This window comes from Streptomyces sp. NPDC091682, from assembly GCF_044756625.1.
Classification (GTDB): Bacteria; Actinomycetota; Actinomycetes; order Streptomycetales; family Streptomycetaceae; genus Streptomyces.
Map to the genome: position 1 here is coordinate 15,122 of NZ_JBIVTH010000022.1, position 17,227 is coordinate 32,348.

The 17,227-nt window shown below is 71.2% G+C and carries 19 protein-coding genes; 6 read left to right on the forward strand and 13 right to left on the reverse strand.

Annotated elements, in window-relative coordinates; translation table 11 throughout:
- Positions 1–7: 7 nt before the first annotated feature.
- Positions 8–760, reverse strand: a complete 753-nt coding sequence (locus tag ACIQK6_RS34990) for an MBL fold metallo-hydrolase (protein ID WP_402696587.1) — start codon at positions 758–760, stop codon at positions 8–10.
- A 195-nt stretch (positions 761–955) separates the two neighbouring features.
- On the opposite strand from ACIQK6_RS34990, the gene ACIQK6_RS34995 reads away from it, so the two are divergent.
- Positions 956–1,375 (forward strand): hypothetical protein, encoded by a 420-nt coding sequence (locus ACIQK6_RS34995; RefSeq protein WP_329101573.1) that lies wholly within the window; start codon positions 956–958, stop codon positions 1,373–1,375.
- Positions 1,372–1,734, forward strand: coding sequence for a DUF488 family protein (locus tag ACIQK6_RS35000; protein WP_329101571.1), 363 nt, complete (start codon positions 1,372–1,374; stop codon positions 1,732–1,734). The genes ACIQK6_RS34995 and ACIQK6_RS35000 overlap by 4 nt, the downstream gene beginning before the upstream one ends.
- Positions 1,735–1,913: 179 nt before the next feature.
- Here the strand turns inward: ACIQK6_RS35000 and ACIQK6_RS35005 are convergent, their stop codons facing one another.
- From ACIQK6_RS35005 to clpS, 7 genes are all read right to left on the reverse strand, one after another.
- Positions 1,914–2,864 (reverse strand): cysteine synthase, encoded by a 951-nt coding sequence (locus ACIQK6_RS35005; RefSeq protein WP_329101569.1) that lies wholly within the window; start codon positions 2,862–2,864, stop codon positions 1,914–1,916.
- Positions 2,864–3,142, reverse strand: a complete 279-nt coding sequence (locus ACIQK6_RS35010; RefSeq protein WP_030010597.1) for a MoaD/ThiS family protein — start codon at positions 3,140–3,142, stop codon at positions 2,864–2,866. Before ACIQK6_RS35010 ends, ACIQK6_RS35005 begins: the two co-directional genes overlap by 1 nt.
- A gap of 90 nt (positions 3,143–3,232) precedes the next feature.
- On the reverse strand, positions 3,233–3,340 hold the full coding sequence (locus ACIQK6_RS35015) for a putative leader peptide (RefSeq protein ID WP_314252769.1): 108 nt from the start codon (positions 3,338–3,340) through the stop codon (positions 3,233–3,235).
- Positions 3,341–3,417: 77 nt separating this feature from the next.
- Positions 3,418–3,840 (reverse strand): Mov34/MPN/PAD-1 family protein, encoded by a 423-nt coding sequence (locus tag ACIQK6_RS35020; RefSeq protein ID WP_150257610.1) that lies wholly within the window; start codon positions 3,838–3,840, stop codon positions 3,418–3,420.
- An 83-nt stretch (positions 3,841–3,923) separates the two neighbouring features.
- Positions 3,924–5,378 carry an amino acid permease gene (locus ACIQK6_RS35025; RefSeq protein WP_329101566.1) on the reverse strand — a complete coding sequence of 485 codons (1,455 nt, stop codon included), beginning with the start codon at positions 5,376–5,378 and terminating at the stop codon, positions 3,924–3,926.
- Positions 5,379–5,696: 318 nt separating this feature from the next.
- On the reverse strand, positions 5,697–6,299 hold the full coding sequence (locus ACIQK6_RS35030) for a DUF2017 domain-containing protein (protein ID WP_329101564.1): 603 nt from the start codon (positions 6,297–6,299) through the stop codon (positions 5,697–5,699).
- Positions 6,299–6,613: an ATP-dependent Clp protease adapter ClpS gene (gene clpS, locus ACIQK6_RS35035; RefSeq protein ID WP_030010601.1), complete on the reverse strand. Its 315-nt coding sequence runs from the start codon at positions 6,611–6,613 to the stop codon at positions 6,299–6,301. The genes ACIQK6_RS35030 and clpS overlap by 1 nt, the downstream gene beginning before the upstream one ends.
- 108 nt (positions 6,614–6,721) lie before the next feature.
- On the opposite strand from clpS, the gene ACIQK6_RS35040 reads away from it, so the two are divergent.
- Both ACIQK6_RS35040 and ACIQK6_RS35045 read left to right on the forward strand, forming a co-directional pair.
- Entirely contained in the window at positions 6,722–8,050 is a 1,329-nt protein-coding gene (locus ACIQK6_RS35040) for a nicotinate phosphoribosyltransferase (RefSeq protein WP_329101562.1), read from the forward strand.
- A 320-nt stretch (positions 8,051–8,370) separates the two neighbouring features.
- Positions 8,371–8,976 (forward strand): isochorismatase family protein, encoded by a 606-nt coding sequence (locus tag ACIQK6_RS35045; protein WP_329101559.1) that lies wholly within the window; start codon positions 8,371–8,373, stop codon positions 8,974–8,976.
- An 8-nt stretch (positions 8,977–8,984) separates the two neighbouring features.
- On the opposite strand, the gene ACIQK6_RS35050 is transcribed toward ACIQK6_RS35045, so the two are convergent.
- Together ACIQK6_RS35050 and ACIQK6_RS35055 are read right to left on the reverse strand one after the other, a co-directional pair.
- Positions 8,985–9,287 carry a hypothetical protein gene (locus ACIQK6_RS35050; protein ID WP_329101557.1) on the reverse strand — a complete coding sequence of 101 codons (303 nt, stop codon included), beginning with the start codon at positions 9,285–9,287 and terminating at the stop codon, positions 8,985–8,987.
- A 112-nt stretch (positions 9,288–9,399) separates the two neighbouring features.
- On the reverse strand, positions 9,400–11,754 hold the full coding sequence (locus ACIQK6_RS35055) for an immune inhibitor A domain-containing protein (protein WP_329107904.1): 2,355 nt from the start codon (positions 11,752–11,754) through the stop codon (positions 9,400–9,402).
- A 472-nt stretch (positions 11,755–12,226) separates the two neighbouring features.
- Here ACIQK6_RS35055 and ACIQK6_RS35060 point away from each other — a divergent pair, with 472 nt between their 5' ends.
- A complete protein-coding gene (locus ACIQK6_RS35060) occupies positions 12,227–12,535 on the forward strand; it encodes a hypothetical protein (protein WP_329101555.1) in 309 nt (102 codons plus the stop codon).
- A gap of 71 nt (positions 12,536–12,606) precedes the next feature.
- Here ACIQK6_RS35060 and ACIQK6_RS35065 read toward each other — a convergent pair whose 3' ends face one another.
- Together ACIQK6_RS35065 and ACIQK6_RS35070 are read right to left on the reverse strand one after the other, a co-directional pair.
- On the reverse strand, positions 12,607–13,347 hold the full coding sequence (locus ACIQK6_RS35065; protein WP_329101553.1) for an RDD family protein: 741 nt from the start codon (positions 13,345–13,347) through the stop codon (positions 12,607–12,609).
- Positions 13,348–13,480: 133 nt separating this feature from the next.
- Complete coding sequence (locus tag ACIQK6_RS35070) at positions 13,481–14,983, reverse strand: RDD family protein (RefSeq protein WP_402696592.1); 1,503 nt, start codon at positions 14,981–14,983, stop codon at positions 13,481–13,483.
- A gap of 257 nt (positions 14,984–15,240) precedes the next feature.
- Here ACIQK6_RS35070 and ACIQK6_RS35075 point away from each other — a divergent pair, with 257 nt between their 5' ends.
- Positions 15,241–15,720 carry an SsgA family sporulation/cell division regulator gene (locus tag ACIQK6_RS35075; RefSeq protein ID WP_402696594.1) on the forward strand — a complete coding sequence of 160 codons (480 nt, stop codon included), beginning with the start codon at positions 15,241–15,243 and terminating at the stop codon, positions 15,718–15,720.
- Between the two features lie 95 nt (positions 15,721–15,815).
- Here the strand turns inward: ACIQK6_RS35075 and ACIQK6_RS35080 are convergent, their stop codons facing one another.
- Positions 15,816–17,198 (reverse strand): FAD-binding oxidoreductase, encoded by a 1,383-nt coding sequence (locus ACIQK6_RS35080; RefSeq protein WP_402696596.1) that lies wholly within the window; start codon positions 17,196–17,198, stop codon positions 15,816–15,818.
- Between the last annotated feature and the right edge of the window lie 29 nt (positions 17,199–17,227).

Below are 17,227 nucleotides of genomic sequence, written 5' to 3' on the forward strand. Positions count from 1 at the left end.
GGCGCCGTCAGACCTCGTAGACCGCGCCCGAGTACGCCAGGTCGACCGGCCCGTCGTAGACCGCGCGGGCATCGGCGAGGTTCTGGTCGGGGTCGGTCCACGGCGGGATGTGGGTGAGGACGAGCCGCCCCACGCCGCCGCCCGCCGCGTACTCGCCGGCCTGGCGGCCGTTCAGGTGGAGGCCCGGGATGTCCTCCTTGCCGTGCGTGAAGGAGGACTCGCACAGGAAGAGGTCGGTGCCGTCGGCGAGCAGGCCCAGCTCGGGGCAGGTGCCGGTGTCCCCCGAGTACGTGAGCGAGCGGCCGCCGTGCTCGATGCGGATGCCGTACGCCTCGACCGGGTGGGAGACCCGCTCGGTGCGGATCTGGAGCGGGCCGATCTCGAAGGTCCCGGACTTCAGGGTGCGGAAGTCGAAGACCTCGCTCATCGAGCGCTCGTCGGGGACGTCGTCGTAGGCGGTGGTCAGGCGGCGTTCGGTGCCCTCGGGCCCGTAGACGGGGATGGTGCCGCAGCGGCCGCCCTCGTGCCGGTAGTAGCGGGCGACGAAGTACGCGCACATGTCGATGCAGTGGTCGGCGTGCAGGTGGCTCAGGAAGATCGCGTCGAGGTCGTAGAGGCCGACGTGTCGCTGGAGCTCGCCGAGGGCGCCGTTGCCCATGTCGAGGAGCAGCCGGAAGCCGTCGGCCTCGACGAGGTAGCTCGAACAGGCCGATTCCGCGGAAGGGAACGACCCCGAACAGCCGACGACGGTGAGCTTCATGGAGCGTGAACCTCCGAGGACGGTCCGTGGACGGAATGCGGGCCGTGCGTGCGTCGAGCGTAAGGCGCGAAACGTCCGGTCGCTCCTCCGCGGCAGGCCGTTGTGGGGGGAATCACCTGCGCTGTCACCCGGGGGAGCGACGGTGGGTACGGGCGTTGCCGTGCCGGGGCGTTCCCGCGCCGCTACGGTCGAAGCATGGACACGTCCTGGTGGCCCGCGGTGGCCGCGGTGGTGGCCGTGGCGCTGCTGGTGCTGGTCGCCGGGGGCCGCTCCGGGCTGCCGCGCCGGACGCCGCCGGCGCACGGAACCGGTCCGCCGCCGCACCCGAAGGCGGGTGAGCTGTGGTCCCTGGCGGACGGACGTACGTGCCTGGTCCTCGCGGTGGGTTCGGTACGGGGCCACCGGGCGCGGGTCGCGTGGATCACCGGGAAGTACGACGACCGGCGGGCCGGGGTGATCCCGCTGCCCCCGGGGACGGTCGGGGCGCAAGGCCGGGCGGGCTTCCTGGAGGCGGACCGGCCGGTGGAGGTGTCGTTGTGGGAGTTCCGCACCCGAATGGGGGTGCTGGACCCTGCGGTGTGGGACGAGGTCAAGGGTCTGGGAGGCGCGCGGTGACGCGGAAACCGGTGATCCGCCTGCGGCGGGTGTACGACCCGCCGGAGCCGGCGGCGGACGGGGTGCGGGTCCTCGTGGACCGGCTGTGGCCGCGCGGCCTGGCGAAGGCGGTGGCCGGGGTGGACGAGTGGCCGAAGGCGGTGACGCCGTCGACGGAGCTGCGGAAGTGGTTCCACGACGGCGGTTCGGCGCGGGAGTTCCGGCAGCGGTACGAGGCGGAGCTGGCGGAGCCGGGGGCGGTGGCGGAGCTCGGTCGCCTGCGCGAGCTCGCTGCGGCGGGCCCGCTCACCCTGCTGACCGCGGTCAAGGACCCGGGCTCCAGCCACGCGGCCGTGCTCGCGGAGCTGCTGTCCGACTAGCAGTGCGGCGCCGCTGCAGGGGGCTCCGCCCCGGACTCCGCGCCTCGAACCCCGGCGGGGCTGATCTTTCAGCCCGTCCGGCGTTTGAGGACCGGGTCCGGGCAGAGCCCGGGAAACGGCGCCGCACCCGGTACCCCCGTGGGCGACCCCGCAGGGGCGCGGCAGGGGCGCGGCAGGGGCTACGCCCAGAGTTGGCCCTGGAGGACCTCGATGGCTTCCTCGGTGGTCGCGGCCGTGTAGACGCCCGTCGACAGGTACTTCCAGCCGCCGTCGGCCACGACGAAGACGATGTCCGCCGGTTCGCCCGCGGCCACCGCCTTGCGGCCGACGCCGATCGCCGCGTGCAAGGCGGCTCCCGTGGAGACGCCGGCGAAGATCCCCTCCAGTTGGAGGAGCTCCCGGGTGCGGGTCACGGCGTCCGCGGAACCCACCGAGAAGCGGGTGGTGAGCACGGAGGCGTCGTAGAGCTCCGGTACGAAGCCCTCGTCCAGGTTGCGCAGTCCGTAGACCAGGTCGTCGTAGCGCGGCTCGGCCGCGACGATCTTGATGCCTGGCACGTTCTCGCGCAGGTAGCGGCCGACGCCCATGAGGGTGCCGGTGGTGCCCAGGCCCGCCACGAAGTGGGTGATGGAGGGGAGGTCCGTGAGGATCTCCGGGCCCGTGGTGGCGTAGTGGGCGCCCGCGTTGTCCGGGTTGCCGTACTGGTAGAGCATCACCCAGTCGGGGTGCTCGGCGGCCAGTTCCTTGGCCACTCGGACCGCGGTGTTCGAGCCGCCGGCGGCCGGCGACGAGATGATCTCGGCTCCCCACATGGCCAGCAGGTCACGCCGCTCCTGGCTGGTGTTCTCCGGCATCACGCACACGATGCGGTAGCCCTTGAGCTTGGCCGCCATCGCCAGCGAGATGCCGGTGTTGCCCGAGGTGGGCTCCAGGATGGTGCAGCCGGGGTACAGCCGGCCGTCCTTCTCCGCCTGCTCGACCATGTGGAGCGCGGGGCGGTCCTTGATCGAGCCGGTCGGGTTGCGGTCCTCCAGCTTGGCCCAGATGCGGACGTCGTCCGAGGGCGACAGCCGCGGCAGCCGGACCAGCGGCGTGTTGCCGACCGCGGCCAGCGGGGAGTCGTAGCGCATTACTTCGATCCGCCGGCCACGGCCGGGAGGATGGTGACGCTGTCGCCGTCCTTGAGGGCGGTGGAGATGCCGTCGAGGAAGCGGACGTCCTCGTCGTTGAGGTAGACGTTGACGAAGCGGCGCAGCTGGCCGCCGTCGACAATGCGCTCCTCAATGCCCTTGTGACGGGTCTCCAGGTCCGCGAAGAGGTCGGCGAGGGTCGCGCCCTCACCGGAGACGGCCTTCTCGCCTTCGGTGTAGGTGCGGAGGATGGTGGGGATGCGGACCTCGATGGCCATGGCTGTCTCCAGTCGTCTGGGAGTGCGTGAGAAGCGTGGGAAGGTGCGGCGCGCGGTTCGTCGGCCCCCCGCGCGGAAGGGCTGTGGTGCTCAGAGCGCAGGACAGATGGCGCTGGCGAGGCGGCACAGGTCGACGTGCAGCCGCGCCACGAGCAGCAGCCTGCCGGGCGTCTCGATGCTCACGTCGTGGGAAACCATGCGGTCATGTTAACGATTCCCGGTCCCCCGTTTGGAGTGTGATCCCGCATCATGGACGCTCTTCGCTCACATACTGGTCAGTAGGCGTCGACGACCTGCACTTCTTCCTCGGTGATCACTCCGTCGACGATCCGGTACGAGCGGAATTGGAACTCGCCGAGGCCGTCCTTGTCCGCCGTCGAGACGAGCACGTAGTGCGCGCCGGGCTCGTTCGCGTACGTGACGTCGGTGCGCGAGGGGTACGCCTCGGTCGCGGTGTGCGAGTGGTAGACGATCACCGGCTCCTCGTCGCGGTCGTCCAGATCGCGGTAGAGCTTCAGCAGGTCCTTCGAGTCAAACTCGTAGAACGTGGGCGAGCGGGCCGCGTTGAGCATCGGGACGAACCGCTCGGGGCGGTCGGTGCCCGCCGGGCCGGCCACGACGCCGCACGCCTCGTCGGGGTGGTCCTGGCGGGCGTGCTCGACGATCTGGTCGTACAGGGCCTGGGTGAGGGTCAGCATGAGCGACAGGATAAGCAGACGGGCCCCCGCGTACCGAGGAACGGTACGCAGGGGCCCGGATGCTGGACAGGGGGTCCGTGGCGTCAGACGTCCACGCTCAGCGAGACCTTCACGGAGGTGTCCCCGTCCTGGCCGCGGCGCTTGGCGACCAGGTAGGAGACGCCCAGGATCAGGCCCCACAGCGGGGCGCAGTACAGCGAGACGCGGGAGTCCTTGTCGGCGCCCATCATCACGATGACCATGCCGATGAAGAGCAGCGCGAACCAGCTCGTGTACGGGGCGCCGGGGGCGCGGAACGCGGACTGCGGCAGCTCGCCGCGGTCGGCCTTGGCGCGGTAGCGGATCTGGCAGACCAGGATCATGATCCAGGCCCACATGCCGGAGATGGTGGCGAAGGAGACGACGTAGTCGAAGGCCTTGCCCGGGGCGACGTAGTTGATCCAGACGCCCACCAGCATCAGCGCGGCGGAGAAGGTGGTGCCGATGAGCGGGGTGCCGCTCTTGGTGAGCTTGGTGAAGACCTTCGGGCCCTGGCCGTTGAGCGCGAGGTCGCGCAGCATGCGGCCGGTGGAGTACATGCCCGAGTTGCAGGAGGACAGCGCGGCGGTCAGCACGACGAAGTTGACGATCGCGGCGCCGATGCCCAGGCCCATGCGCTCGAAGGCGGCGACGAAGGGCGAGACGCCCGGCTGGAAGTGCGTCCACGGGACGACCGACAGGATCATGATGAGCGCGCCGACGTAGAAGACGGCGATGCGCCACGGCACGGTGTTGATGGCCTTGGGCAGGGTCTTCTCGGGGTCCTTGGACTCGCCGGCGGTGACGCCGACGAGCTCGACCGCGAGGAAGGCGAACATCACGATCTGCAGGGTCATCAGCGTGCCGCCGATGCCCTTGGGGAAGAAGCCGCCGTCGTTCCACAGGTTGGAGACGGTGGCGGTGTCGGCCGCGTCGGAGAAGCCGATGGTGAGGATGCCGGCGCAGATCAGGATCATGCCGACGATGGCGGTGACCTTGACCATGGAGAACCAGAACTCGAGCTCACCGAAGAGCTTCACGGAGATCAGGTTGGCGGCGTAGAGGATGACCGTGAAGATCAGCGCGTAGGCCCACTGCGGGAAGCTGTCGTGGGTCCAGTACGACATGTACTGCGCGGCCGCGGTGACCTCGGTGATGCCGGTGACCACCCAGAACAGCCAGTAGGTCCAGCCGGTGACGTACCCCCAGAACGGGCCCAGGAACTCGCGGGCGTAGTCCGAGAAGGAACCGGAGACGGGCCGGTACATGAGCAGCTCGCCCAGGGCCCGCATGATGAAGAAGATGACCAGGCCGGCGATGGCGTACGCCAGGATCAGGCTCGGGCCCGCCTTGGAGATCGCCTTGCCCGCGCCCAGGAACAGGCCGGTGCCGATGGCTCCGCCGATCGCGATCATCTGGATCTGACGGGCTCCGAGCGTGCGGTGGTAACCCTCGCCGCCCTCGCCCGCTCCGCCCTCACCGGGCGTCTTGTCGTGCTGCTCGACCTGCACTGAGGTCATGTCTGGTGCGCCTTTCTCCACGCCGACCCGCGCCTTCATTGGCTGCGGATCGGGTCCTCGATCCCCCCGGATACGGATGGAGTTGCACGCCGGCGGTCAGCCGGTCCAAGCGAGCCGGGGGACATGGGTGGCGTCCCGTCGGCGATCGTGAAGATTTATCACGTGCTTACGGCTGCCCGAGGGGGAGAAATGTGGCGGAGGGCATCAAAAAATCACCCCAAAGCACCGGAAACGGATCAGATCACCGCATGGCGGTGATCTGATCGTTATCCGGATTTGAGCGTCCGCTGAGCGAACGACGTTCCCTCTTGAGGATTCTCAGAGCGTTTCGATCAAGGTTTCCTGGAGGCCGCCGAGCCACAGGTAGGCCATCACCATCGGCTTGCGCGGGTCCTCGTCCGGCAGCCGGAAGAGCACCGCGCTCTCGTCGTCCTCGGTGATCTCGAGGCGGGCCGCGATGGTCAGGCGCAGGTCGTTGAGCGCACCGAGCCAGCGCAGCGACAGCTCGCCGGACAGCTCCAGCACCGCCGCGCCGTCGCCGGCCGGGGTGAGCCCGTCCAGGCTGCGCACGACCGCCAGTGCGTCCTCGCGCTTGCGGGCGCGCAGGTCGTTCTCGGTGAAGCGGCGGAACTCCGCGGAGCGGGCCGCGATCTCCTCGGGGTCCACACCCTTGTCGCCGGCCCCGTCGGGGGCCCCGTACGCGTCGGGGAAGAGCCGGGCCAACGCCGGGTCGGACGGGGGCTCGGAGGGGCCCTCGGCGAACAGCGCGGCGAGCGGGTCGGCGTCCTCGGCGGGCTCCGGCGCACCGGGGCCGATCAGTTCCAGCAGCTGGACGGCCAGCGAGCGCAGGATCGAGATCTCGATCTCGTCGAGCGCGATGGCGGCGCCGCCGCCCTTCAGGGACTCGAAGGTGCCGCCCATCAGTTGCGGTCCTGCGAGAGGGTCGCCCACAGGCCGTAGCCGTGCATGGCCTGCACGTCGCGCTCCATTTCTTCGCGGGTGCCGCTCGAAACGACCGCCCGCCCCTTGTGGTGGACGTCGAGCATCAGCTTGTGCGCCACGTCCTTCGAGTAGCCGAAGTACGCCTGGAACACGTACGCCACGTAGCTCATGAGGTTGACCGGGTCGTTGTGCACCAGGGTCACCCAGGGGACGTCGGGTTCGGGGACCGCAAAGGTCTCTTCGGCGGATTCGGTGCGTTCGATCTCAACAGGAGCAACACTCACTCGTCCCATGCTGCCACCTCGACCGCACCACCGCCCAAACAGGGGCCGAACGGCTCGGTCGAGCAATCGCCACCTACATCTCGTCACTTTGACGAAATGTGCGCTAGCATCCCAGCCATGAACCCTGCGGACCTGGGCCTGCCGGTGGACGTGCCGTCGACAGCGCTCTTCACGGACCATTACGAGCTCACGATGTTGCAGGCCGCCCTGGCCAACGGCACCGCCGACCGACGCTCGGTCTTCGAGGTGTTCACCCGGCGGCTGCCCGAGGGGCGCCGCTACGGGGTGATCGCCGGAACCGGGCGGGTGCTGGACGCGGTGGAGAACTTCCGCTTCGACGGCGCGGTGCTGGAGTTCCTGCGCGAGCGGGCCGTCGTCGACATGCGGACGCTGGACTGGCTGGCCTCGTACCGCTTCTCCGGCGACATCTGGGGCTACCAGGAGGGGGAGGTCTACTTCCCCGGTTCCCCCGTCCTGCGGGTGGAGGGCAGCTTCGCCGAGTGCGTGCTGCTGGAGACCGTGATCCTGTCGATCCTGAACCACGACTCGGCGATCGCCGCGGCCGCCTCCCGGATGTCCTCGGCGGCGGGCGGACGCCCGCTGATCGAGATGGGCGCCCGGCGCACGCACGAACTGGCGGCCGTCGCCGCGTCGCGGGCCGCGTACGTGGGCGGCTTCACCTCGACCTCGGACCTGGCGGCCGGATTCCGGTACGGCATCCCGACGGTCGGCACGAGCGCGCACGCCTTCACCCTGGTCCACGACAGCGAGCGGGACGCCTTCACGGCCCAGGTGGACTCGCTGGGCCGGGGCACCACCCTGCTGGTGGACACGTACGACGTCGCCGAGGCCGTCCGGACCGCCGTCGAGGTGGCGGGCACCGACCTGGGCGCGGTCCGCATCGACTCCGGAGACCTGCTCCTCGTGGCGCACCGGGTGCGGCAGCAGCTCGACGAGCTGGGCGCGACCTCGACGAAGATCGTGGTCACCTCGGACCTCGACGAGTACGCCATCGCCTCCCTGGCGGCGGCTCCGGTGGACACGTACGGCGTGGGCACCCAGCTGGTGACCGGCAGCGGGCACCCGACGTGCTCGATGGTCTACAAGCTGGTGGCGCGGGCCACCTCGGCGGACCCGAAGGCGGCGCTGGCCCCGGTGGCCAAGAAGTCCACGGGGGGCAAGACCTCCATCGGCGGCCGCAAGTGGGCGGCCCGGCGGCGGGACGCGGAGGGGGTGGCGGAGGCGGAGGTGATCGGCGTGGGGCCCGTGCCGGCGGCCCTGGCCGACCACCAGCTCCTGACCCAGCTGGTCAAGGCCGGCGAGGTGGTCGCCCGCGAGCCGCTGGAGGCCGCACGGGACCGCCACCGCGCTGCCCGCGCGGGGCTCCCGCTCTCGGCGACGCAGCTCTCGCGCGGCGAGGCCGTGATCCCCACGGAGTACGTCTAGCCCTGCGGGCACGCCCGGCGGGAGGGACGGGGGCTCCGCCCCCGACCCCCACAGCGCTCCGCGCCCGCGCCCCTCACTCCCCCGGCTACCGCTGGGAGGCACCCCCAGACCGTGCTGGATCGGCCGGAGCCGTCAGCCCGGCACGGCCGGAACTGCCCGCAGGGCAATCTCAGCCCCGCCGGCGTTTGAGGCGCGGGGGTCCGGGGGCAGAGCCCCCACGCGGCGCAGCCGCCATGCAGCACAGTGGGAAGGGGCGGGGTGGGGAAAGAGCCCCCCGCAGGAGCCGCCGCAGCACACCATCGAGCCGAAGGGCACGCGAAATGCACCGCGCACTGATCGTCGTTGACGTACAGAACGACTTCTGCGAGGGCGGCAGCCTCGCGGTCACCGGCGGAGCCGACGTCGCCGCCGCCGTCACCGAGTACATCGGCCAGGCCGCGCCCGCCTACCGGCACGTCGTCGCCACCCGCGACCACCACGTCGACCCGGGGTCGCACTTCGCGCACCCGCCGGCCGAGCCGGACTACGAGACCTCCTGGCCCGTCCACTGCGTCGCCGGGACCGAGGGCGTGGGCTTCCACCCGAACTTCGCCCCCGCCGTGGCCTCGGGTGCCGTCTCCGCCGTCTTCGACAAGGGCGCGTACGAGGCCGCGTACAGCGGATTCGAGGGCGCCGACGAGAACGGGACGACGCTCGGCCAGTGGCTGCGGGACCGGAACGTCACCGAGGTCGACGTGGTCGGGATCGCCACCGACCACTGCGTGCGGGCCACCGCCCTCGACGCCGCACGCGCCGGCTTCACCGCCCGCGTCCTGCTGGACCTGACCGCCGCCGTGGCCCCGCACACGACCGCACGGGCCCTGGACGAGCTCCGTGCGGCCGGCGTGACCCTGGTGGGCGGTCCGGCCGACCGGAGCACCGCGTAAGACAGGACTCAGGTGCCCAGCAGGGCCCGGATGGGGTGCCAGAGCTCCTGCGCCCGGTCCGGGGCGCCGCGCCACAGCAGGCCGTCCGGATGGTGCAGGACGGCCGTGACCTCGTCCGGGGTCGGCGGGTACGCGTTGCCCCGCAGGTACACCGCCCGCATTCCGAGGTTCCGCAGCCTGGTCAGGGCGCGGGCCCGGTTCGCGGCGTGCACCAGCACACGGACGTTTCCGCCTTCTCCGGACGGCCTCGGCAGCACGAGCGCCACCACCACGCTGCCGCCCGGCAATCTCACGAAACCTCCGCCTGGCATGGCTGTCATCTCCCCCGTCAATAAGACACTCGTACTCGGCATCTAAACGCGATCGGCCGCCGCCCGCTAGAGGGCGACGGCCGATCATGCTTTGACCTGCAGTTTTGCCGAGTTACTTCGAGGAGGGGCCGACCTCGATGGTCATGACCTCACCGTCGTAGGTCTCCTTCAGGATCTTGATCTTGGTGTTGGTGTCAGTGACCTTCACCGATCCGGTCGGGTTCTCGTCGTAGTAGTACTTGCCCTTGTGGTCGTCGAAGACCAGGTTCGCGGGCTTCGGCTTGAGGAAGAGCTCCTCGCCGTTCTTGTGCAGGGTGATCGCATCCGTCGAGTACGCGCTGAAGGTGGCGTCGTACGGCTGGATCTTGTTGCGGAGCAGGGTGCCGTCCGCCCACTTCATGGGCTTGGCGTTGGCGTCGATCGGCAGGATCAGGCCCTGGCCCGGGTGGACGCTGGTGTTGTTGTCCTTCTGGCTGGTGTCCCACTGCCAGATGAGCAGACCGTCCTGGTACGGGTAGTGCTCGACCCAGTCCGGCTTGGTGTTGCCGAAGCCGAAGTTGTACGGGCCCACCTTGAGGGTGGAGTCGTACGAGACGTAACGGCGGTTCTCGGCGATGTAGCGCTGCGCGTACTCCTTGGAGAAGTCGGCGCCGATGCGCGAGAAGCCCTTGCCGGTCCAGCCGTTGTCGCCGTTCTCGGCGCCGTCGGTGAACAGCGCGGAGCCGTCCGCGGTCAGGGAGATGGCGTCGGCCGTGAAGCCCTTGCCGCCCGCGCCGCCGTCCGTCTGGTAGCGGAAGCGGAGGTCGACCTTCTTGCCCGCGTAGGCGTCGAGCGGGAAGTTCAGGTTCTTCCAGGCGCCCGAGACACCGGTGAGCGACGGGCTGCCGGAGGCGTCGACCGGGAGGGCCGTGCCGTCGGCGGTGCCGGCCAGCGCGGTCCAGGTGGCGCCGCCGTCCGTGGACACCTCGGTGTAGAGGTAGTCGTAGTCGGCCTCGATGTCCCACCAGCCCTTGAGGGACAGGGCGGCGGACTTCTTGCCCGTCAGGTCGACGGAGCGGGTCAGGGTGTTCTTGAGGTCGTCACCCATGTTGCTCCACCACTGGGTGGAGCCCTCGGCCGGCTTGACGACCTCGGTCTTGACCTGCTTCTTCGGCAGCTCGACGACGAGCGCCTGCTTGTCCTTGGTGTTGAACGCCGACACGCCCAGCTTGTGGGTGGACTTCGTCGCGGCCTTGGCCGTGTCGTAGTTCAGCCAGCCCAGCTGGAGCTTGTCCCAGGCGGTCATGTCGCCCGGGGTGTCGCCGATGGAGTCCTTGCCCTTGCCGAGCCAGGAACCGGCCGACATCAGGGACCAGAAGCCGACGCTGTTGTCGCCGCCACCGGTGGTGTCGTAGAGGTCCGGCAGACCGAGGTCGTGACCGTACTCGTGCGCGAAGACGCCGAGGCCGCCGTTCTCGGGCTGCATCGTGTAGTCGCCGACCCAGATGCCGGTGGTGCCGATCTGGGTGCCGCCGGCCTTGTTGTTGTCCGGGCCGGTCTTGCCCGCCGCGGTGCCGTAGGCGTACCAGCGGTGCGCCCACAGCGCGGTCGTGCCCTGCACGCCGCCACCGGCCGACTCGTCCTCGCCCGCGTGGACGATCTGGAAGTGGTCGATGTAGCCGTCGGGCTCGTTGAAGTTGCCGTCGTTGTCGAAGTCGTAGCGGTCCCACTGGTCGTACTGGGACAGCTGCGCCTTGATCTGCGCGTCGGTCTTGCCGGCCTTCTTCTGGGCCTCCGACCATGCGGTGACGCCGTCCTTGACGGTGTCCCACACGTTGGAGCAGTTGGTCTGGCCGCAGTAGTTGGAGCCGTAACGGCCCTCGTTGTACGGGACCTTGACCCAGTCGGCGACCTCGCCCTCGACCGAGTAACGGCCCGAGGAGGTCTTCTCGTAGTACGTCTTCAGCGAGTCCTTGCCCTGACCCGTGGCGAAGTACAGGTCCTGGAAGTACTGGCGGCTGAAGTCCTTGCGCCAGGCCGTGCTGTTGTCCTTGGCACGGTCCGGCTGGGCGATCTGGTTGTGCAGCGGACCGGGGGTACCGCCGTACTTGGGGACCTCGGGCTTGGGGCCCGGGCCGTCCGGGTCGAACATGGTCGTGTTGTCGACCTGGTCGCCGAACTCGACGAGGATCGTGAAGATCTTGTCGGTCTTCTCGCGGCCGAGCTCGACGTACTTCTTGTCGTCCAGCTTGACGACCTTGGAGGCGCCGCGCTGCTCGACGCCCTTCTTGCCGGTCAGGACCTGGTCCAGGGCGGCCGCGCGCTGCTTGGCCTGCTGGTCGCTGAAGGGGCCCTTGAGGTCGTGCTCGACGACCTTGGACGGCGAGGTCGGGTCCTGCCGGTCGGCCGCCGGGGCGGCCGGAGCCTTGCCCTCGGCCTGAGCCGCGGTGACGGTGAAGAAGGTGGCGCTTGTCGCACAAGCGGCCATGGTCACGGTGACGGCGGCAGCGCGTATCGCACGCCGTCTGGCGGAATTGCTGGTCACTTGATGTGTTCCCCTCCCGCGGCCGCAACGTTGGTCGGAACTTCTCCATAGGAGCGGGGGGTTCCGCGCGGCGCGCGTCTCAAGTGACGACATTTGACCGGAGGGAAGCAAGAAAAGACAGACCTTGACTTGTCCCTTACAACTGCACTATGCGGTCGGGGAGTTCCGCTATCCGGACGTTCCACAGCCATACGGGGCGAAGGGTCCTTCACGACCGCGCGAGTGGTCCGTCCCGTCCCCCTTTCTCCCCCTGCCGTCGCCCGGAAAATGATCCCGTGCGCCCCCCGTGCTCCGGCACCGTGTGTTAGGTCACGCTTACCAGCGGTCCGACTCGGGCATCTCCCGTCATAGAGTCACTTGACGCGCGAACTGGTTGAGCCGACTCCCCCTCCCCTCACCGAGGACGGATATCGCCATGCCGCGTCCGACTGTCGCACAGCTCGCGTACGGGTCCGCCACGGTCGTCGTGTCGACGATCGCCATGCTGCTGCTCTCGCAGACGAGCACCGGGCTCGGCGTCGCGGTCATCTCCGCCGCCGCGCTCGCCCTGGGTCTGCTCGTCGCGCTCACCGTTCCCGTCCCGCGGCGCCGCGGCCGCCACGCGGGGCGCACGGGGGCCTCCGCGTCCGCCGGTGGACCCGCGGCCGAGGAGGGCGCGACAGGGGCCGTCCGGGCGTCCGAGTCCCGGCCGGCGGCGACGGCCGAACACCCCGTACACCACTGACGGTTGACGCCCCACGCGGCGCGGGCGGCCACCCCCGGAGGGACGGCCGCCCGCGTCGCGGTGCGTCATGTCTAGCCGGTGGCCTGGACCACCACGGTCTTGGCGACCTTGTCGTGCAAGCCCTGCTTGTACGGCTTGTCGACCAGGATCGAGACGACCAGCGCGATCGGCCACAGGCAGGCGCAGCAGATCAGGGTCGGCAGCCAGAGCACGGCGGCGCGCGTCAGGGAGGCGTTGGAGTTCGGCACGCTGCCGTCGTTGAGCATCGCGACGCGCAGGCCCATCGCCTTCTTGCCGACCGTCTGGCCGTTCTTCTTGGTGAACCACCAGTCGTAGCCGACGTACGCGATGATCGAAATCAGGGTCATGATCAGGCCGCTGCCGCTGTAGGACTTGCTGAAGACATCGCCGATGTCCTCGCCCCGGTCGGCGTCGTACCGGTAGCGGCCGGTGCCGAACGCCCACTGGATGAGGGCCAGCGGGATCGCGACGATCACGACGTCGATGATGCGCGCGAGGAGCCGCTTGCCGAAGTCGGCGAGCGGGGGCATCCCGGCGAGCGGATCGGGCATGCCGTAGCCGCCGCTCCCGCCGTACGGGTCTCCGCCGCCTCCGTACGGGGGTGGCGGGGGCGGATATCCCCCGCCCCCGCCCGGACCGCCGGGCGGCCCTCCGGGCGGGGGCGGCGGACCGCCGCTTCCGGGGGGCGGCGAGCCGTACGGCGAACCGCCCGACGGAGGCGTCGGTTCCTGGGGCTTCTTGAGGAACGGGTCGTCCTCGGGCGGCTGGCCCGGCGGCTGGTCGGTACTCATGGCCCGAGTCGAACCCGGCTCCGCCACCCCCGCAACGGGACGGCGTCCATTCGGGGGGAGGGGCGGCGCCGGGCCCGGTCCCGGGCGCCCTCCCGGGTCGTCCCGGCCGGCCTCCCGGGCCGTCCCGGCGCGCTCAGCGGGCCACGTACGTCCTGGCCGCCTTGTCGTGCCAGGCCTGTCGGCGCGGTCGGTCCACGAGGCACCAGAGGCTGCCGGGGAGACCGAGGACGGCGTACACCAGCCAGCGGCGCAGGGCCGCGCTGAAGGTGGGCGGGCGCAGGCTGGCGGTGGCCAGGACCCGGACGCCCAGCAGCTTCTTGCCCGGGGTGCGGCCCCAACGGGCGGTGGGCAGCACCTCGTAGAGGATCCCGAAGAGGAGGACGGTGCCGAGGACCAGTCCCAGGAGGCCGGCGATGGTCCCGTCGAGGAGCCAGACGGTGGTGGTGCGACCGCTCGCCCGGGCGGCGTTCACCTTGGCCTCGACGTGGGCGGCGGCCTCGGGGAGGAGGGGCCGGGCCACGGCCACCGCGACGGCGGCGTAGGCGAGGGAGTCCAGCGCGCGGGCCACGGCCCTGCGCGACAGCCCCGCGGGGCGAACGGCCCGCTCGGCCATCCGCTCGAAGACCTCCCGCGGCGTACGGGCCGTCGCGGGGCGGGAGCCGGGGCCGCCGGAGCGGTCCGCTTCGGGCCCGCGCGGCTCCCGGCTCTGCGGCTGGGACTGCGGCTTGGGCTGGGGCTCCGCCGGGGCCGCCGCCTCGGGGCGCGCCGTGATCCTCGGGCGCGCTCCGGCGGGGCGCGGGGCCCACACCTCGGGGCGGTCTGCGGCCGGGGCTGCGGACGCGGCGGGCTCGGCAGGGGCGGCGGGGCGGGGCCGAGGAGGTGCGGGAGCCGGGGTGGGCGCGGGTGCGGGCGCGGGTGCGTCGGCGACCGCCTCGGGCCAGGAGGAGGTGAGCCCGGACCCGCCCGCCCCGCCGGTCCCGGGGGCTTCGGGCCACTCCGGGGCGGGGGCCGGGGCAGAGGTCGGGGCAGGTGCCGGGGCGGCCGGGGAACGCACCGACAGGATGCCCGCGGCGGCCTGCTCGGCGGGTCTCGCGGGCGTCGTACGGGCCAGGGAGATGCCCGCCGGCCGCGGGGCCGGGTCGGGTTCGAGTTCGAGTTCGGGCTCCGGTTCCGGTTCCGGATCGGGCTGCGCAGCGGACTGCGCAACGGGTTCCGGATCCGGCGCACTGCTCCCCCACGACACCCGGTGGTCGCGGGGCCCGCCGAAGCCGGCCTGGTGCGCGGGATCGGCCTGCCACACCGCGGGTTCGGGAGCGAGGGCGTGCACGGGGGCGGGGGCCGGCTCCGGCAGCGCCTCGGTCACGGAGGTCTCGTCGAGGAACACCGGTCCCGTCTCGTCGGCGCGCAGGGAGCGCCCGCCGCGGGCGGCGGGTACGACAGGTGTGGCGGGTGTGGCGACCGGGGCGGGCACGGGGGCGGGGGCGGCCTGCGCGACAGGTGCCGGCTGCGGGGCAGGGCGGCTCGTACCGGGAACCCAGGCCGCTCCGTTCCAGTAGCGGATGTACCCCGGGATGGACGGATCCGGGTAGTAGCCCTCGCGGGCCGCGTGCTCGCCGTCACCAGGGGAGGCCGTCATGTCCCCAACTCCGATCGTGGCTTGAGGCTTGTGCAAGGGAGGACCATAGCCAAGAACCGCCCCCCGGCAGGTCCGGTAACGGGAGAATCCAAGCAAACGAGCGAACGTCACCCTGCACGACGGTTTTCGGTCAACCGAAAGAAATCAGCCAATCTCCGGTTCGCTGCCCGAAGTCTCGTCATACCTGGGCACACTGCCGCTCTCTCCGGGTGCGGGGCACCGTCCGGCCCCGTGCACCGAACCGAAGTGAGGCCGTCATGCACCACCCCGCCATCGAGCGCGAGCTGGAACTGAAGCTGGTCCTGTCCCCCGAGCGCAGCATCCCCGTCCCCGCCCGGCTCCTCTACCTGACGCACGACCCGTACGCCGTCCACATCACCTTCCACACCGGCTCGTACAGCCCCGTCAATTGGACGTTCGCCCGCGAGCTGCTCGTCGAGGGGGTGTTCCGTCCCTGCGGCCACGGCGACGTCCGGATCTGGCCCACGAAGGTCGACAACAAGGCCGTGCTCTGCATGGCGCTCACCTCCCCGGACGGCGACGCGCTCCTGGAGGCCCCGGCGGGCTCCGTGTCGGCCTGGCTGGAGCGCACGTTGCGCGTCGTTCCGCCCGGCACCGAGGCCGAGCGCCTCGGCCTGGACGACGGGCTGGTCGAGCTGCTCGCCCCGACCCCGGCCGACGATTTGTGGCTGCGCGACCCGTGGCCGTCGGACGAGTCGGCGGACGGGGACCTGTGATGCCGGGCGACCGCACGCCGGTCGGACCCGGCCGCACCGGCAGCCCGGGCCTGACCGGCAGCCCGGGCCGCACGGGCGGCGCCCGGCGGGCGGCGTCAGAAGAGCTTGCCGGGATTGAGCAGCCCGAGCGGGTCGAAGGCCTGCTTGACGGCCCGCTGCATCTCCAGCCCCACCGGGCCGAGTTCGCGGGCCAGCCACTCCTTCTTCAGCACACCGACCCCGTGCTCGCCGGTGATGGTCCCGCCCAGGGAGAGACCGAGCGCCATGATCTCGCCGAAGGACTCGCGGGCCCGCCGCGTCTCGTCCTCGTCCGCGGGGTCGAAGCAGACGATCGGGTGGGTGTTGCCGTCCCCGGCGTGCGCACAGACCCCGATGAGCAGGTCCTGGGCGCGGGCGATGGCGGCCGTACCGTCCAGCATCTCGCCGAGCCTCGAGCGCGGTACGCACACGTCGTCGATCATCGTCGCCGGCCGCAGCGCCTCCAGCGCGGGGAAGGACATCCGGCGGGCCTGAAGCAGCAGTTCGGACTCCGCCTGGTCCTCGGCGGGGACGACGGCGGTGGCCCCGGCGGCCGTGCACAGCTCCCCCACGGCCGCGAGGTCCTCGGGGGCGTGCGGGGTGTCGAAGGCGGCCAGCAGCAGGGCCTCCGTGGCCTCGGGCAGCCCCATCTTCCCGAGGGCGTTGACGGCCCGGACGGTCGTCCGGTCCATCAGCTCCAGCAGCGAGGGGGTCAGACCCGCTTCCATGACGGCGCAGACGGCCTCGCAGGCGGCGGCGACGGAGGGGAACTCGGCGGCCAGCGCCAGCTGCCGGGGCGGCGCCGGCCGCAGCGCGAGGACGGCCTGGACGACCACGCCCAGGCTGCCCTCGGAGCCCACGAAGAGCCGGGTGAGGTCGTAGCCCGCCACCCCCTTGGCGGTACGCCGGCCCGTGCGCAGCAGCCGCCCGTCGGCCAGGACCACGTCGAGGCCGAGCACGTACTCGGCGGTGACCCCGTACTTGACGCAGCACAGGCCGCCCGAGGCGGTGCCGATGTTGCCGCCGATGGTGCACTGCTCCCAGCTGGAGGGGTCGGGCGGGTAGTACAGGCCCCGTTCGGCGACGGCACGTGAGAGGACGGCGTTGACCACGCCCGGCTCGACCACGGCGATCCGGTCGACGGCGCTGATCTCCAGGATCCGGTCCATCTTGACGAGCGAGAGCACGATGCAGCCGTCGGAGGCGTTGGCGCCGCCCGACAGGCCCGTCCGGGCGCCCTGCGGGACCACGGGGATCCGTAGGGCCGTGGCCGTGCGCAGGACGTGCTGGACCTGTTCCACGGTCCGGGGCAGGACGACGGCGGCCGGGGTGCCGGCGGCGCAGAAGCTGGCCATGTCGGTGGCGTATGAGGTGGTCACCTGGGGATCGGTGTGCAGGGCCTCGGCGGGGAGCCCTTCGAGCAGGCGGGCCCGCAGACGTGCGAAGAGATCGTCATCCATGGAACCAGCGTGGCAGCCGGGGCCATCGG

Excerpts from the sequence above, each read along its gene's own strand:
- ACIQK6_RS35045 (WP_329101559.1), top strand. The coding sequence starts at position 8,371 with ATGCACCGCGCACTGATCGTCGTTGACGTACAGAACGACTTCTGCGAG.
- ACIQK6_RS35040 (WP_329101562.1), top strand. The coding sequence starts at position 6,722 with ATGAACCCTGCGGACCTGGGCCTGCCGGTGGACGTGCCGTCGACAGCG.
- ACIQK6_RS35030 (WP_329101564.1), bottom strand. The coding sequence starts at position 6,299 with ATGGGCGGCACCTTCGAGTCCCTGAAGGGCGGCGGCGCCGCCATCGCG.
- ACIQK6_RS35070 (WP_402696592.1), bottom strand. The coding sequence starts at position 14,983 with ATGACGGCCTCCCCTGGTGACGGCGAGCACGCGGCCCGCGAGGGCTAC.
- ACIQK6_RS34990 (WP_402696587.1), bottom strand. The coding sequence starts at position 760 with ATGAAGCTCACCGTCGTCGGCTGTTCGGGGTCGTTCCCTTCCGCGGAA.
- ACIQK6_RS35050 (WP_329101557.1), bottom strand. The coding sequence starts at position 9,287 with ATGCCAGGCGGAGGTTTCGTGAGATTGCCGGGCGGCAGCGTGGTGGTG.
- ACIQK6_RS35005 (WP_329101569.1), bottom strand. The coding sequence starts at position 2,864 with ATGCGCTACGACTCCCCGCTGGCCGCGGTCGGCAACACGCCGCTGGTC.
- ACIQK6_RS35025 (WP_329101566.1), bottom strand. The coding sequence starts at position 5,378 with ATGACCTCAGTGCAGGTCGAGCAGCACGACAAGACGCCCGGTGAGGGC.
- ACIQK6_RS34995 (WP_329101573.1), top strand. The coding sequence starts at position 956 with ATGGACACGTCCTGGTGGCCCGCGGTGGCCGCGGTGGTGGCCGTGGCG.
- ACIQK6_RS35065 (WP_329101553.1), bottom strand. The coding sequence starts at position 13,347 with ATGAGTACCGACCAGCCGCCGGGCCAGCCGCCCGAGGACGACCCGTTC.
- clpS (WP_030010601.1), bottom strand. The coding sequence starts at position 6,613 with ATGGGACGAGTGAGTGTTGCTCCTGTTGAGATCGAACGCACCGAATCC.
- ACIQK6_RS35015 (WP_314252769.1), bottom strand. The coding sequence starts at position 3,340 with ATGGTTTCCCACGACGTGAGCATCGAGACGCCCGGCAGGCTGCTGCTC.
- ACIQK6_RS35060 (WP_329101555.1), top strand. The coding sequence starts at position 12,227 with ATGCCGCGTCCGACTGTCGCACAGCTCGCGTACGGGTCCGCCACGGTC.
- ACIQK6_RS35055 (WP_329107904.1), bottom strand. The coding sequence starts at position 11,754 with ATGGCCGCTTGTGCGACAAGCGCCACCTTCTTCACCGTCACCGCGGCT.
- ACIQK6_RS35075 (WP_402696594.1), top strand. The coding sequence starts at position 15,241 with ATGCACCACCCCGCCATCGAGCGCGAGCTGGAACTGAAGCTGGTCCTG.
- ACIQK6_RS35010 (WP_030010597.1), bottom strand. The coding sequence starts at position 3,142 with ATGGCCATCGAGGTCCGCATCCCCACCATCCTCCGCACCTACACCGAA.
- ACIQK6_RS35020 (WP_150257610.1), bottom strand. The coding sequence starts at position 3,840 with ATGCTGACCCTCACCCAGGCCCTGTACGACCAGATCGTCGAGCACGCC.
- ACIQK6_RS35080 (WP_402696596.1), bottom strand. The coding sequence starts at position 17,198 with ATGGATGACGATCTCTTCGCACGTCTGCGGGCCCGCCTGCTCGAAGGG.